Genomic DNA, 13,174 nt, shown 5'->3' on the forward strand with positions numbered 1-13,174 from the left:
CCCGAAGGAAAGTTCGTACAGCGACATCGGGCTGTTGCATTAAATACATCAGTAGAATCCATTGTCTTATTGGGCTGCCTGCTCCGATATCTTGTCTATCAAACTGTTGGTTTTTGTTTCTCCGTCTACTTTGAGAGGAGGGATCTGCGTCGCGATCAGCCTTTTTTGATCCTTGTTTGCGGTTCCAAGAGAGTTGCTTAGAATCAGTAAAAGATTGTATTTACCATCTTCTGAGGCTGATGGGATATTTTCGAGTACAGGTTCTATCACCCTCGGGTCTTCCAAGCGATATAGAAACTCCGATGCGTAAACCCGAATGGTTTTGTCGCTGTTTGTTGCTGCTTTGAGTAAGCGGTTTATATCTGCAGGCTCAACATCTTGTTTTATGCCCTCAAAATTCGCATTCGGGTTCCGTGAAATTTGGCTCAGGGCCACTAGCGAACCTAACTGCATGCGATAACTGGCATCGTCTTTGGCCAGGTTGTCGAGAAGCGGTTTGACGACCGCATCACCACTTTTACCGAGTTGATCTCTGGCACTGCGACGCAGTTTGACTCCATCAGAGTCCAGGTACTCAATCAGTTGTTCGGTAGGTGCACTTGAGATACGTTGGTTTTCTGGGACTTCTTCGGCATAAGCTACAGAGAAAAGGCTAACTGTTGTATCCGAGTGTCTTGTCGGGATGTAGTGGGCGAATGCACCTTCTGGTGTCGCGCACCCTCCGACAGCAGTGGCAACAGGTTTTTTTGTGCGGGTATTTACGATAGTCGTTTTGGCTTCATTGTATTGCCACTCTATTATCGAACTCGATGCGAGAAAGGGTACAACCTCTCCTGCGTCAATGCATTCGAACAGTCGCTCAGTATCACCCAGTAGAGTTATGCGTAGCGTTAGCTTTGGTGACTTTATTTCTTTGCCGAAAATAAAGAATCCCCATTTTTTTTTGCCGGGTAATAGTCCGCCGGCATACTCATTGTCGCCGATGAGTTCGACTGATTTAACCTGTTCTTGTTTGATGTCGCCAGATAATTTGATCTGAACGTAGCGCTCTGACATTTGATCCAGCAATACGGTGAATAGTCCAATCGCTATGGCCGCCACTCCCATAAAAGTGATGGACTGCCCCGGGATACTCACGGACGCGGTAGACCCAAACGCACCAAGAATAATGCTGAGTCCGGCACAGATCACAAGCACTTCAAGTGTCCAGTTCATGGGAAAGAAAATCATACAGGCTCCACCAAGGAGCAAAAGTACGAAACCAACAGCCAGCCCGGCTTTGAACACGGCGCCTATTTGATTGGGCCAGCCAGCATTACTCTTCGGTTCCTTTTCATTTTGCGCTCTAGGAATGGACTTTTCATTGTTCGAAGGTGGTGGGGGTTGGTCGTTGGGCATGTCCTGAACTCCTTGTCTGGTTGGAAGGTGCAGTAGTAATCGACTGGATTACCGTGAGACTGCTCTTCTGCTTACAACGTTAGTTTATGAATGTATGGGTGTTGGGTTTGTAGATAAGCGGTCAGCCAAACGGACAATTTCTGCTAGATAAATAGAAGAGGACATTTAAGAGCTCGGCCCGAGCTCTATGCTGTCGATAGCCAGCGCATCGTCATCCAGCAGTTGGCAGGTTTCGCACCAGTGAGGGACTGGGCAGCAAACAGAGCGATATCGTCTTGATAGGCATGAACCGCTCAGGGAATTGTCACTGAAGTGAGTGCAGTGTTTTGGTATGGTGCAGCTCGTTTCAACGGACTGACTGCAAGCCTACGGATCGGTACTCCCGTTTATAGTCAAAGAGTTGCTGCAGAAATGCCCGAACCGATACCGATCAAGGACCACGAAAAAGAGACACGCCTGGTCAACAAAAGACTGATGGCCTGCGCCTTGTTCGTCGCCGCCATTACTTGCGCGCTGGTGGTGCGCATGTACGTCCTGCAAGTCGTCGAGTTCGACTATCACTCGACAATCTCCGAAAACAACCGCGTCCATGTCCTGCCGATCACTCCAACTCGCGGGCTGATCTACGACCGCAATGGCGTGGTCCTGGCAGACAACCGGCCCAGCTTCAACTTGACCATCACCCGCGAACGCGCTTCCGATGTCAAAAGCGAGCTGGATGAAGTGGTCAACCTCCTGCACCTGCCGGCCGAGGACCGCACGCTGTTCGACAAGGCGATGAAGCAGGCCAGGCACCCCTTCGTCCCGGTTACGCTGTTCTATGAGCTCAGCGAAGAACAGATAGCCGTACTCGCGGTCAACGAGTTCCGTCTGCCCGGAATCGATGTAGAGCCGCAGTTCGTTCGCCACTACCCCATGGGCGCGCACTTCGCGCATTCGATCGGCTACGTCGGTCGCATTAACGAAAAAGAATCCAAAGCCCTGGACACGGTGGAATACCGTGGCACCCAATCCATTGGCAAAACCGGTATCGAGAAATTCTACGAATCAGAATTGCACGGCCATGTGGGTTACGAGGAAGTCGAAACCAATGCCCAGGGCCGCGTGCTGCGAGTGCTCAAGCACACCGATCCGATCCCCGGCAAAAACATCGTCCTGAGCCTCGACGTCAAACTTCAGGAAGCCGCCGAGGAGGCATTGGGCGATCGCCGTGGCTCGGTGGTCGCTCTCGATCCGTCGACCGGTGAAGTATTGGCCATGGTCAGCAAGCCAAGCTTCGACCCGAACCTGTTTGTGACGGGCATCAGCTTCAAGGAATACGCGGCGTTGCACGATTCCATCGACCGGCCGCTGTTCAACCGCGTGCTGCGCGGGCTCTATGCGCCGGGCTCGACCATCAAGCCGGAAGTGGCGATCGCCGGCCTCGACGCCGGAGTCGTAACCCCGCAGACCCGCGTCTTCGATCCGGGTTATTACCAACTCCCGGATTTCGATCATAAGTACCGTAACTGGAACCACAGTGGCGATGGCTGGGTGAACATGGACGCAGCGATCATGCGCTCCAACGACACCTACTTCTACGATCTGGCCCACAAGCTGGGCATCGACCGCCTGCACGACTACATGGCGATGTTCGGCCTTGGCGAGAAGGTCTCGCTGGACATGTTCGAAGAGTCTCCCGGTCTGATGCCGTCTCAGGCCTGGAAGCGCGCCACACGGCGACAGGCATGGTTCCCCGGCGAGACAGTGATCCTCGGCATTGGCCAGGGCTACATGCAGGTCACCCCTCTACAACTGGCCCAGGCCACCGCGCTGATCGCCAACAAAGGTGTATGGAACCGACCGCACCTGGCCAAGACCGTGGATGGCGTAGCGCCGGTAGACGAGCATCCGATGCCGAACATCCTGCTCAAGGATCCGCGTGACTGGGAGCAGGTCAACCATGGGATGCAGATGGTGATGCACGACGCCCGCGGGATTGCCCGAGCGGCGGCGGAGGGCGCGCAGTACCGCATCGCCGGCAAAAGTGGCACCGCGCAAGTGGTGGCGATCAAGCAGGGTGAGCGCTACAACCGGGCGAAAACACTGGAGCGCAACCGCGACAACGCCTTGTTCGTCGGTTTCGCCCCGGCCGAACATCCGAAGATTGTCATCTCGGTAATGATCGAAAACGGCGAGGCCGGTGGTCGCGTTGCCGGCCCCGTGGTGCGGCAGATCATGGATGCCTGGCTACTCGATCAGGACGGCCACCTGAAGCCGCAATACGCCGCGCCGAGCAAAGCCCCGGGCGACCCTCACGTCTGAGGATAAAGGCTTCACAGCACAGGCTCACGAATGCTGAGCATGTGCTGGAAGCTTTCCAGGAACACGGTTTCGGCCTGACTCATCTTCTGCTCGCGATTCCACAACAGTTGGATATCGAAATCCACCACGCCATCTTCCGGCGGCAAACGCCAGAGCAAACCTTGCTCGACATCCCTGCGCACCAGATGAGTCGGCAAACACCCAATACCAAATCCTGCGCAGATCAAGCGGTAAATCTCTTCGAAACTGGTGGATGAGGCAACGATCTTGCCGGTAAAGCCTTGCTGGTCGCGAAACAGGGTCAGGGGTGAAAGGTTGCCGCCGAGCTGATCGCTGGTGAAGCTGACGAAGTTCTCTGCAGCGAGCTGTTCCAGGGTCAGATTCTCTTGTCCGAAAAGTCGATGACGCTGCCCGCAAAAGTACGCATAACGCTCGCGAAACAATACCCTCTGCTCCAGTCGCGGCTGCGGTAAACGGCACAATCCGACGCCAATGGTCGCGGTCTTTTGCAGCAACGAACTGATGATGTTCGAGCTGCCCATCACCTCGACTTCCAGCTCGATTTTCGGGTGGATTTCATGGAAATCGGCGAGGAACTCATCATAGTGCCGTGCTTGCACGCCGCTGACGGTGAGGATGCGAATCTTGCCGACCACGTCGTCGTGCCGACTCTCCAACACCGTTCCCAGGCGCGAAATATCGCCGTAAATGTCTGTCGCAATGCGCAGGACTTCTTCCCCGGTTTCCGTCAGATCGAACCGCCTTCCACTGCGGGCGATCAACACACATTCCAGTTGTTCTTCCAGGCGCTTCAAAGCTTGGCTAACTGCCGACTGGGTAATGTGCAGTCGCGCAGCAGCCCGACTCATGCTGCCTTCCTGACCGATCACCAGATAAGTGCGCAGCAAGTTCCAGTCGAGACGGTCATTCAGAAAGCGGCGACCAACCCACGGGTTCGAAGTGGAAGGCATAAAGATTCCATGTAGTAGCAGTGCTAATAGTAAAGATAAGAATATGAAAATTGACTAATCCTGGCACGGAAGCGATAAAGCCCACAAGCGCCACAGAGTGCAACCGTAACCAGCCTTCAGTACCTGCCCAAAACTATAAATAAACAGGGTCCTTGCATGCACACTACTCCCCAACCGCGACGAGCCGCGGCCGCAGCTTTCATTGGCACGACCATTGAGTTCTACGACTTTTACATCTACGCCACGGCGGCGGCGCTGGTACTCGGGCAAGTGTTCTTTCCCAGCAGCGACCCAGTGATGAGCACGTTGGCAGCCTTCGGCAGCTTCGCCGTTGGCTTCATTGCCCGTCCCATGGCCGGCATGGTTTTCGGACATTTGGGTGATCGCCTGGGCCGCAAGAAAATGCTGCTGGTGACCATGGCCCTGATGGGCATTGCCACCGCCGGCATCGGCATGTTGCCGAGCTACGCCAGTGCCGGCATCTGGGCACCGATCGGCCTGATTGTGCTGCGGTTGATCCAGGGGATTTCGGTCGGCGGCGAGTGGGGCGGGGCGGTGTTGATGGCCAGCGAACATGCGCCGGCCAAACGCAAAACCTTTTACGCATCGTTCGCCCAGCTCGGCAGTCCGGCCGGTTTGTTGCTGGCTTTGATCGCCTTTCGTCTGGTGACCGCCCTTGAGCCGGAGGACTTCCTCGCTTGGGGCTGGCGTCTGCCGTTTCTCGCCAGCGGTGTGCTGATGATGGTTGGGCTGATGATTCGTTCCGGCGTCCACGAGTCTCCGGAGTTCGCCAAGGCGAAGGACAACAACGAAACGGCGAAGTACCCGGTGAAGGACGTGATCCGCACCTGCTGGCGGCAGATTCTGTTTGCTGCCGCAGCCGTGACCATCGGTTCGGCCGGGTTCTTCTTCACCAACACCTTCATGATCACTTACGTCACCCAATATCAGGGTATCCCGCGCTCGACGATCCTCGATTGCCTGTTCCTGGTGACTGTCATTCAACTGCTCTCGCAACCGCTTTCCGCACTGCTCGCCGAGCGCATCGGTGAAGGCCGTTTCCTCAAACTCGTCGCGCTGCTGTGCATGGTCACGCCGTATCCGATGTTCCTGCTGGTGAGTACGCAGAACATTGTGCTGATGACGGTCGGCATTGCCTTGGCGGTGGTGATCCTCTCGGCGCTGTACGCGGTGATTGCCGGTTACATGACCCAGGCGTTCCCGGTGCACCTGCGCTACTCGGGGATTTCCATCGCATACCAGTTGAGTTGCGCGCTCGCCGGCGGCACCACGCCGCTGATCGGCACGCTCTTGGCGAGCAAGTTTTCCGGGCAGTGGCTGCCATTGGCGGTGTTCTTCACGTTGCTGTCGGCCCTGTCCTTGATCGGTGTTTGCGGCCTGGCCCGCCTGCGCGCCAACCCGGTCGTCACCCACGCTGCTAAAGAGGTGTATTCGTGAGTAAACCTGAACACATCGGTCCGGTTGAATGGCAAGCCCGTTGCGAACTGGCCGCGCTGTATCGCCTGGTCGCGCACTTTCGCATGACCGACCTGATCGACACCCACATTACCCTGCGGATTCCAGGGCCTGAGCATCATTTTCTGATCAACCGCTACGGGGTTATTTTCGACCGCATGCGCGCCTCGGATCTGGTGCGCATCGATCAGGAAGGGCGAGTGGTCGATCCGGCCTACGAAGGGCATCGAGTCAATGCCGCAGGCTTTGTGATTCACTCGGCAATCCACATGGCTCGCCCGGATCTCAACTGTGTGATTCACACCCACACCGCCGCCGGCATGGCCGTCGCCGCGCAGAAGCACGGCTTGTTGCCGATCAGTCAGCACGCGCTGAAGTTCTACGGCAAGTTGGCGTATCACACCTATGAAGGCATTGCCCTGTCGCTGGATGAGCGCGAGCGTTTGATTGCCGACCTGGGGCCGCACCGGGCGATGATCCTGCGCAATCATGGCCTGCTGGTCGGCGGCTCCGGCGTGGCTCAGGCGTTTCAGGAAATTCACTTCCTGGAACGCGCCTGTCAGGCACAGGTCCAGGCGCTGGCCGGTGGTTCGGCCCTGCATTACCCGTCTCCGGAAGTCTGTGCGCACACCGCCGAACAGTTTGACCGTGATGAACAGGACAACATCATCGACCTGGCCTGGGAGGCCGCTCTGACCCTGATCGAATCCCAGCGCGAGTCCTACTTATCGTGAACACCGTCATCAACACCGTGGTTTTGCTGTCCCGCGACAGTCTGCTGCTCAAGCAATTGCAGGCTGCGTTTGCCCGCAGCGCGCCGCAACTCAAGGCTGTGTTGGCCGATGATCCACAAGCGGTCAACGCGCAGATTGCCGCGTGCTGGTTTCCGTTGCCGGGCAGCCTCGGCGCGTTGCCGAACCTGCAGGTCATTCACTCGGTGGCCGCCGGTATCGATCACCTGGAGCACGACCCGTCGTGCCCGGATTTGCCGGTATGCCGGGTGGTCGATCCCGGCCACCGTCAAGGCATGACCGAGTATGTGCGTTGGGCGGTGATTCACTATCACCGTGGTTTTGATCGAGTGCTGGAGCAACAACGGGAACAGCGCTGGGAGCGCCCGCTGCAACGGGCGGCGGGCCAGTTCAAGGTCGGGGTGATGGGGCTTGGCTCGTTGGGCAGCGCCATTGCCGAGGATCTGGCCGCCGCTGGTTACGACGTACGCGGGTGGGCTCGCCGCAGCAAGGACTTGCCGGGCGTGCAGACCTTCGCCGGGGCCGAGGCATTCAATCCTTTTCTCGACGGTGTGGAGTTGCTGATCAACCTGCTGCCGCTGACCAGCGAAACCCGCGGCATTCTCGGCAATGCAACGTTCGAGCGATTGGCCAACGGCGCCGCGCTGGTCAATTGTGGCCGGGGCGGTCATCTGAACATCGACGACCTCGAACAAGCGCTCAAGCGAGGAAAACTGCGCGGTGCTTTGCTGGATGTTTTCGAACAAGAACCGCTGCCGGTCGATCACTGCCTCTGGAACATGCCCGGCGTCACTATCACACCGCACATGGCGTCGGCAGCCTCCCATGACTGTATTGCCGAACAAGTAGCGGAGAACTTCCGCCGTTTAAATGCCGGTGAGCTGTTATTAAATTGTGCGGACAGAACACTGGGTTATTAATAAAAAAGTGCCTTGCAAACTCGCCCGCTTAGTTGGGCGAGATATAACAACAATCCCTCACATCAAAAGTTTTACTGCCAGTCAAAACAATTAAATAACGAGTTCTTGAAGAATTCCTGGAGACAGTGATGAGCGATCTATCGCCTGTAGAAAAGTCCGGCGCGCCGCCGGAAGTTGCAATCAGCATGAAGAAAGTGGCCGTGGCCAGTGTGATCGGCACCACGGTGGAGTGGTACGACTTGTTCGTTTTCGCCACCGCCTCGGCGCTGGTGTTCAACAAAGTGTTCTTCCCGGACTTCGTGCCATTGATTGGCACGTTACTGGCCTTTGGTACTTTTGCTTCGGCGTACCTGGCGCGGATCGTCGGCGCTGCCTTGTTCGGGCATTTCGGTGACCGTTTGGGCCGCAAGTCGATGTTGCTGATATCGCTGCTGACCATGGGCGCCGCCACTTTCGCGATCGGGTTACTACCGAACTATGCGGCCATTGGTATCTGGGCGCCGATCCTGTTGTTGCTGTTAAGGGTGATTCAAGGCCTGGCATTGGGCGGCGAGTGGGGCGGGGCGGTGCTGATGGCGGTGGAACATGCGCCGGCCAACAAGCGCGGCTTGTACGGTTCATGGGTACAGATCGGCGTTCCGGCCGGGACCATGATTGCCAACCTGGCCTTCCTGCTGATCGCGGCGTGGCTGTCGCCTGAAGACCTGTTGGCCTGGGGCTGGCGCATTCCGTTCCTGGCCAGCGTGCTGCTGATCGCCGTGGGCTTGTACATCCGCCTGAACATCGCTGAAACCCCGGCCTTCAACAAGGTCAAGGAAGCCGAAGTGCAGGTGAAAATGCCGCTGGCTGAAGTCTTCCGCAAGTACTGGAAACAAGTGGTACTGGGCGGGATCGCCACGATGTCGACCGGTGCGTCGTTCAACATCATCGTCGCGTTCGGCTTGACCTACGGCACGCAGAATCTCGGCTTCAGCCGTAGCGTGATGCTCGGCGTGGTGCTGTTGTCCTGCGCCTGGTGCATCGTCATGTTGCCGGTGTTTGGCGCGCTGTCGGACCGCTTCGGACGCAAGCCGATTATTGTCGCCGGCATCGTCGCCGAAGCCTTGGTGGCGTTCCCGATGTTCTGGTTGATGGACACCAAAGAGTTGCCCTTGGTGATCTTCGGCTACTTGCTGTTGATGACCGCGTTCGCCGCCAACTACGGACCGATCGCGACGTTCCTCGCCGAACTGTTCGGCACGCGTGTGCGTTATTCGGGATTGTCCATCAGCTACATGTTGTCCGGCCTGCTCGGCAGCGCCGCGACCCCTATTGTCACCACCGCATTGCTTGCGGCGACCGGCAAAGGTTCGTCGGTGGCCTGGTACATGATCGGCGCGGCGTTGATTTCGCTGATAGCGCTGTTGTTGCTGACCGAGACCTTCAAGCGAGACATCAGCGACGTCCCAACGGCAGTGCCGGCGGACGAGCCAGCCCTCGGCAAACCGGTCAAATCGGCTGCCGCCTGATTAATGGAGTTCAACAACATGCGCAGAATTCAGTCAGCCCCAGGCTTTATCGGCCCGGTCGGCCCTTACTCCCAGGCGGTGGTCAGCGGTCACCTGGTGTTCACCGCCGGGCAAATTCCGGCCCAGAGCGGGCTCGATGACCAACCCGCCGATTTCTCCGAACAAGTACGGCAAACCTTACGCAATCTGGAGGCGATCCTGATTGAAGCCGGGTCCGACTTCAGCCACGTGATCAAGGTTAACGCCTACCTCACCGATCCCGCGCAACTGGAGCCGTTCAACGCGGTGTATCGCGAGTTCCTCGGCCATGCGCCGCCGGCTCGCACCACGGTCTGCGTGGCCCTTTGGGGCGTGTCGCTGGAAATCGACTGTGTCGCCGAGCTGATTGCGAAGGAGCCGCAGCATGGATGAGTCCCGGCTGATCGAGCAGCTCAACGCGGTGAGTTTTCCAACCCTCGGGCATTTTCTCGAGGTGGGCTTTGCCGACTCACAACTGCGAGCCATGGTGCCCAATGTGAAACTGGTCGGCCGCGCGCTGACCCTGAAACTGGTGGGCGCCGACGCCATCGCGGTCAACCAGGCATTGGCGCTGATCCAGCCCGGCGATGTGTTGGTGATCGACACTGACGGAGACTGGCAACACGCCCCCGTGGGCGCTGTCACCAGTTGCGCGGCGAGTTGCGCGGGTGCGGTGGGCATCGTGGTGGACGGCGCGGTGACCGACTTGCTCGAACTGCGTGAAGCCGGACTACCGGTCTTCGCTCGCGGCACCAGTCTGCTGACCACCAAGTTGCATGGCCGTGGTGACAGCCAGATCAATCAGCCGATTCACTGCGCCGGTGTCACGGTGCATCCCGGCGATCTGGTGCTGGCGGACGACAACGGTGTGTTGTTTCTCGATCCGGCCACCGCGCAAGACGTCATCGAGCGCGCACTGGCATCGGACCGGGCAGAACCGCAACTGCTGACCCGGCTGATGGCGGGTGAGCCGGTGTCCAGTGTCTTGAACATAAATCTCTCTTAATGACCGGCCGCCAGCCAGACCGCTGGCGGCTCAGGAACTTCAATCAATGAATAAACATCCGTTGGCACTGATTGCGATCGGCAGTGCTCTTTTCAGTCCGTTGAGCATGGCGGACTTTATTAAAGACAGTAAAGCGACCCTCGGGATGCGCAACTTTTACTTCAACAACGATAATCGCGATGGCGCCGCGAGTCCTTCCAGAACCGAAGAGTGGGCTCAGGGATTCATGCTCAACTATCAGTCGGGATACACCGAGGGCACTGTCGGCTTTGGCGTCGATGCACTCGGGTTGCTGGGTATTCGCCTGGACAGCGGTGACGGTCGCCATGTCGGCAGTTCGATGATCCCCAGCGATGGCAATGGCGCCGCCGAGCAATGGGCGCGTTTCGGTGCGACGGCGAAGATGCGCTTTGCCCAGACTGAAATGCGTTACGGCACCCTGACACCGAAGTTGCCGATTCTGCAGGCCAACGACGGCCGGCTGCTGCCGCAGACGTTCGAAGGTGGGCAGATCGTCTCCAATGACTTCGAACACCTGACCCTGACCGGTGGCCATCTTGAACACGCCACGGGGCGCGGCTCCAGCGACAGCACCGGCCTGGCCGTGGCCGGCGGCACTCGGGAAAGCAACGCGTTCAATTTTGCCGGTGCCGATTACAAGGTCAGCGAGGCGCTTCTGGCGCAGTACTACTACGCCAATCTCGAGGACTATTACCAACAGCATTTCGCCGGCCTGGTTCATAACCTGAAACTGGGAGATTTCGGTGCGCTGAAAACCGATCTGCGCTACTTCAAGACCACCGCCGACGGCGCCAATGACACGGCCGCCGGGCGGGCCAACGGTTATCGCACCAGTGGCTATACGCAGAACGGCGACGGCAAGATCGATAACAACACCTGGAGCCTGGCGTTCACCTGGAGCATGGGGGCTCATGCGCTGATGGCTGGTTATCAGCAGGTGTCCAGCGACAGCGGCTTCGTGCAGCTCAATCAGGGTGGTTTGCCGGATAAGGGGGCTGCGGGCGCAAGCGTCTATCTGCTGACCGACCGTTACATCCAGAACTTTACCCGCGCCGGAGAACGTACCGGTTTCGGCCAATACACCTACGATTTCGCCGCCCTCGGCCTGCCAGGGCTCAAGGCCTCGGCGATGTATCTGTCGGGGCATGGGATCCGGACGACGGCCGGGCCTGAGCAAGAGGAGTGGGAGCGGGACCTGAGCGTCGATTACGTGATCCAGAGCGGACCGTTGAAGAACGTTGCCCTGGGTTGGCGCAATGGCGTGTCGCGCAGTGAAGCGTCACGCGATGCGGACCAGAACCGCTTGGTGGTCAGCTACAGCTTGCCGCTGTTCTGATCGGCTTGTCCCTTGCCCGTCGCCATGCCAGCGCTCAGCGTTTGGAAATGGCCTCTGTTTGATCAAAAAATTCCAGGAGTGACTCATGTTGAAGATTAATGGTGAACGCCTCTGGGCGAGCCTGATGGCCATGGCTGAAATCGGTGCGACGGCTCGTGGTGGCAGTTGCCGTCTGGCGCTGAGCGATGAAGACAAGGCTGGTCGCGAACTGTTCTCCCAGTGGTGCCGCGAGGCTGGCATGACCTTGAGTGTGGACGCCATCGGCAACCTGTTCGCCCGCCGCGCCGGCACCGACCCGGATGCCGCGCCGGTGATGATGGGCAGTCACCTCGACACCCAGCCTGAAGGCGGACGTTTTGACGGCGTCTACGGTGTGCTCGCCGGTCTGGAAGTGGTCCGTTGCCTCAACGACCTCGGCATCCAGACCCGTAAACCGCTGGAAGTGGCGGTGTGGACCAACGAAGAAGGTGCGCGTTTTACCCCGGCGATGTTCGGCTCGGCAGTGTTTACCGGGATCATGGAACTGGACGCTGCATTGGCGGTGCGTGACGTGGATGGCATCAGCGTTGCCGAGGCGCTGCAACGCACCGGTTATGCCGGCGAGCGGCCGTTGGGCGGGGCGGTGGATGCGTATTTTGAAGCGCACATCGAACAAGGGCCGATCCTTGAAGACAACGCCAAGAGCATCGGCGTGGTCAGCGGCGGCCAGGCGATTCGCTGGCTCGACGTGCGGGTCGAAGGCATGGCCGCCCATGCGGGTACCACGCCGATGCCATTGCGCAAGGACGCCCTGTACGGCGTGGCGCGGATGATTCAGGCAATTGAAGGTTTGGCCACGGATTTTGCCCCCGAAGGCCTGACCACGGTTGGCGAGTTGAGCATCAACAAGTCGTCGCGCAACACCATTCCAGGCTTGGTGAACTTCACAGTCGACCTGCGTCATCACCGCGACGAAGCCATCGAGGCCATGGAGCAGCAGGTTCGCGCACGGCTTCAGGCGATTGCCGACGGTCGCGGTTTGACGATGACGATCACCCCGCACTGGATCAGCCCGGCGACCCCGTTTGACGCCGATTGTGTGGCGGCGGTGCAGCATGCGGTGGATGCACTGGGCTACGCTCAGCAATCGATTGTCAGCGGTGCCGGGCACGATGCGATTCATCTGGCGCGGTTCTGCCCGACGGCGATGGTGTTCATTCCTTGCGTTGGCGGCTTGAGCCATAACGAAGCCGAAGACGTGCTGCCTGAAGATGTGCGCCAGGGCACCGACGTGCTGCTCAACGCGGTGCTGTCCCGCGCTGGCGTTGTCGATTAAAGAACAGTGTTGTGAATACACACCCTGTGGCGAGGGAGCTTGCTCCCGCTTGAGTGCGCAGCACTCACAAAACCAGCGAGGGCTGCCGGTGTTTTGGGGCCGCTACGCAGCCCGGCGCGAGCAAGCTCGCTCGCCACAGAGTGTTCATC

11 protein-coding genes are annotated in these 13,174 nt (G+C 58.5%); 9 read left to right on the forward strand and 2 right to left on the reverse strand.

The annotated features are described in order from the left end of the window. Nucleotides 1-66: 66 nt before the first annotated feature. Complete coding sequence (locus tag PMI21_RS08105) at nucleotides 67-1,398, reverse strand: hypothetical protein (RefSeq protein WP_007940195.1); 1,332 nt, start codon at nucleotides 1,396-1,398, stop codon at nucleotides 67-69. A gap of 411 nt (nucleotides 1,399-1,809) precedes the next feature. On the opposite strand from PMI21_RS08105, the gene mrdA reads away from it, so the two are divergent. Continuing rightward, nucleotides 1,810-3,702 (forward strand): penicillin-binding protein 2, encoded by a 1,893-nt coding sequence (gene mrdA / locus PMI21_RS08100; protein WP_007940196.1) that lies wholly within the window; start codon nucleotides 1,810-1,812, stop codon nucleotides 3,700-3,702. An 11-nt stretch (nucleotides 3,703-3,713) separates the two neighbouring features. Here mrdA and PMI21_RS08095 read toward each other — a convergent pair whose 3' ends face one another. Beyond that, complete coding sequence (locus PMI21_RS08095; RefSeq protein ID WP_007940197.1) at nucleotides 3,714-4,673, reverse strand: LysR family transcriptional regulator; 960 nt, start codon at nucleotides 4,671-4,673, stop codon at nucleotides 3,714-3,716. A gap of 156 nt (nucleotides 4,674-4,829) precedes the next feature. Between PMI21_RS08095 and PMI21_RS08090 the strand changes: the two genes are divergently transcribed. From PMI21_RS08090 to PMI21_RS08055, 8 genes are all read left to right on the forward strand, one after another. Continuing rightward, complete coding sequence (locus PMI21_RS08090; protein ID WP_007940198.1) at nucleotides 4,830-6,131, forward strand: MFS transporter; 1,302 nt, start codon at nucleotides 4,830-4,832, stop codon at nucleotides 6,129-6,131. Beyond that, a complete protein-coding gene (locus tag PMI21_RS08085; RefSeq protein ID WP_007940199.1) occupies nucleotides 6,128-6,883 on the forward strand; it encodes a class II aldolase/adducin family protein in 756 nt (251 codons plus the stop codon). The genes PMI21_RS08090 and PMI21_RS08085 overlap by 4 nt, the downstream gene beginning before the upstream one ends. Next, a complete protein-coding gene (locus PMI21_RS08080) occupies nucleotides 6,880-7,821 on the forward strand; it encodes a 2-hydroxyacid dehydrogenase (protein ID WP_007940200.1) in 942 nt (313 codons plus the stop codon). Before PMI21_RS08085 ends, PMI21_RS08080 begins: the two co-directional genes overlap by 4 nt. A 128-nt stretch (nucleotides 7,822-7,949) precedes the next feature. Beyond that, the gene (locus PMI21_RS08075) at nucleotides 7,950-9,329 is read left to right on the forward strand and encodes an MFS transporter (RefSeq protein ID WP_007940201.1); all 1,380 of its coding nucleotides are present in this window, start codon (nucleotides 7,950-7,952) and stop codon (nucleotides 9,327-9,329) included. An 18-nt stretch (nucleotides 9,330-9,347) separates the two neighbouring features. Beyond that, nucleotides 9,348-9,740, forward strand: coding sequence for a RidA family protein (locus tag PMI21_RS08070; RefSeq protein WP_007940202.1), 393 nt, complete (start codon nucleotides 9,348-9,350; stop codon nucleotides 9,738-9,740). Next, nucleotides 9,733-10,353: an RraA family protein gene (locus PMI21_RS08065; protein WP_007940203.1), complete on the forward strand. Its 621-nt coding sequence runs from the start codon at nucleotides 9,733-9,735 to the stop codon at nucleotides 10,351-10,353. Before PMI21_RS08070 ends, PMI21_RS08065 begins: the two co-directional genes overlap by 8 nt. 46 nt (nucleotides 10,354-10,399) lie before the next feature. Beyond that, complete coding sequence (locus PMI21_RS08060) at nucleotides 10,400-11,710, forward strand: OprD family porin (protein WP_007940204.1); 1,311 nt, start codon at nucleotides 10,400-10,402, stop codon at nucleotides 11,708-11,710. Nucleotides 11,711-11,795: 85 nt separating this feature from the next. Next, nucleotides 11,796-13,025, forward strand: coding sequence for a Zn-dependent hydrolase (locus PMI21_RS08055; RefSeq protein ID WP_007940206.1), 1,230 nt, complete (start codon nucleotides 11,796-11,798; stop codon nucleotides 13,023-13,025). Nucleotides 13,026-13,174: the final 149 nt, after the last annotated feature.

It is taken from the genome of Pseudomonas sp. GM18 (assembly GCF_000282195.1).
Lineage (GTDB): Bacteria > Pseudomonadota > Gammaproteobacteria > Pseudomonadales > Pseudomonadaceae > Aquipseudomonas.

Bases quoted from the DNA above. Each gene is read 5' to 3' on its own strand.
- PMI21_RS08095 (WP_007940197.1), bottom strand. From the start codon at position 4,673: ATGCCTTCCACTTCGAACCCGTGGGTTGGTCGCCGCTTTCTGAATGAC.
- mrdA (WP_007940196.1), top strand. From the start codon at position 1,810: ATGCCCGAACCGATACCGATCAAGGACCACGAAAAAGAGACACGCCTG.
- PMI21_RS08070 (WP_007940202.1), top strand. From the start codon at position 9,348: ATGCGCAGAATTCAGTCAGCCCCAGGCTTTATCGGCCCGGTCGGCCCT.
- PMI21_RS08075 (WP_007940201.1), top strand. From the start codon at position 7,950: ATGAGCGATCTATCGCCTGTAGAAAAGTCCGGCGCGCCGCCGGAAGTT.
- PMI21_RS08105 (WP_007940195.1), bottom strand. From the start codon at position 1,398: ATGCCCAACGACCAACCCCCACCACCTTCGAACAATGAAAAGTCCATT.
- PMI21_RS08055 (WP_007940206.1), top strand. From the start codon at position 11,796: ATGTTGAAGATTAATGGTGAACGCCTCTGGGCGAGCCTGATGGCCATG.
- PMI21_RS08065 (WP_007940203.1), top strand. From the start codon at position 9,733: ATGGATGAGTCCCGGCTGATCGAGCAGCTCAACGCGGTGAGTTTTCCA.
- PMI21_RS08060 (WP_007940204.1), top strand. From the start codon at position 10,400: ATGAATAAACATCCGTTGGCACTGATTGCGATCGGCAGTGCTCTTTTC.
- PMI21_RS08090 (WP_007940198.1), top strand. From the start codon at position 4,830: ATGCACACTACTCCCCAACCGCGACGAGCCGCGGCCGCAGCTTTCATT.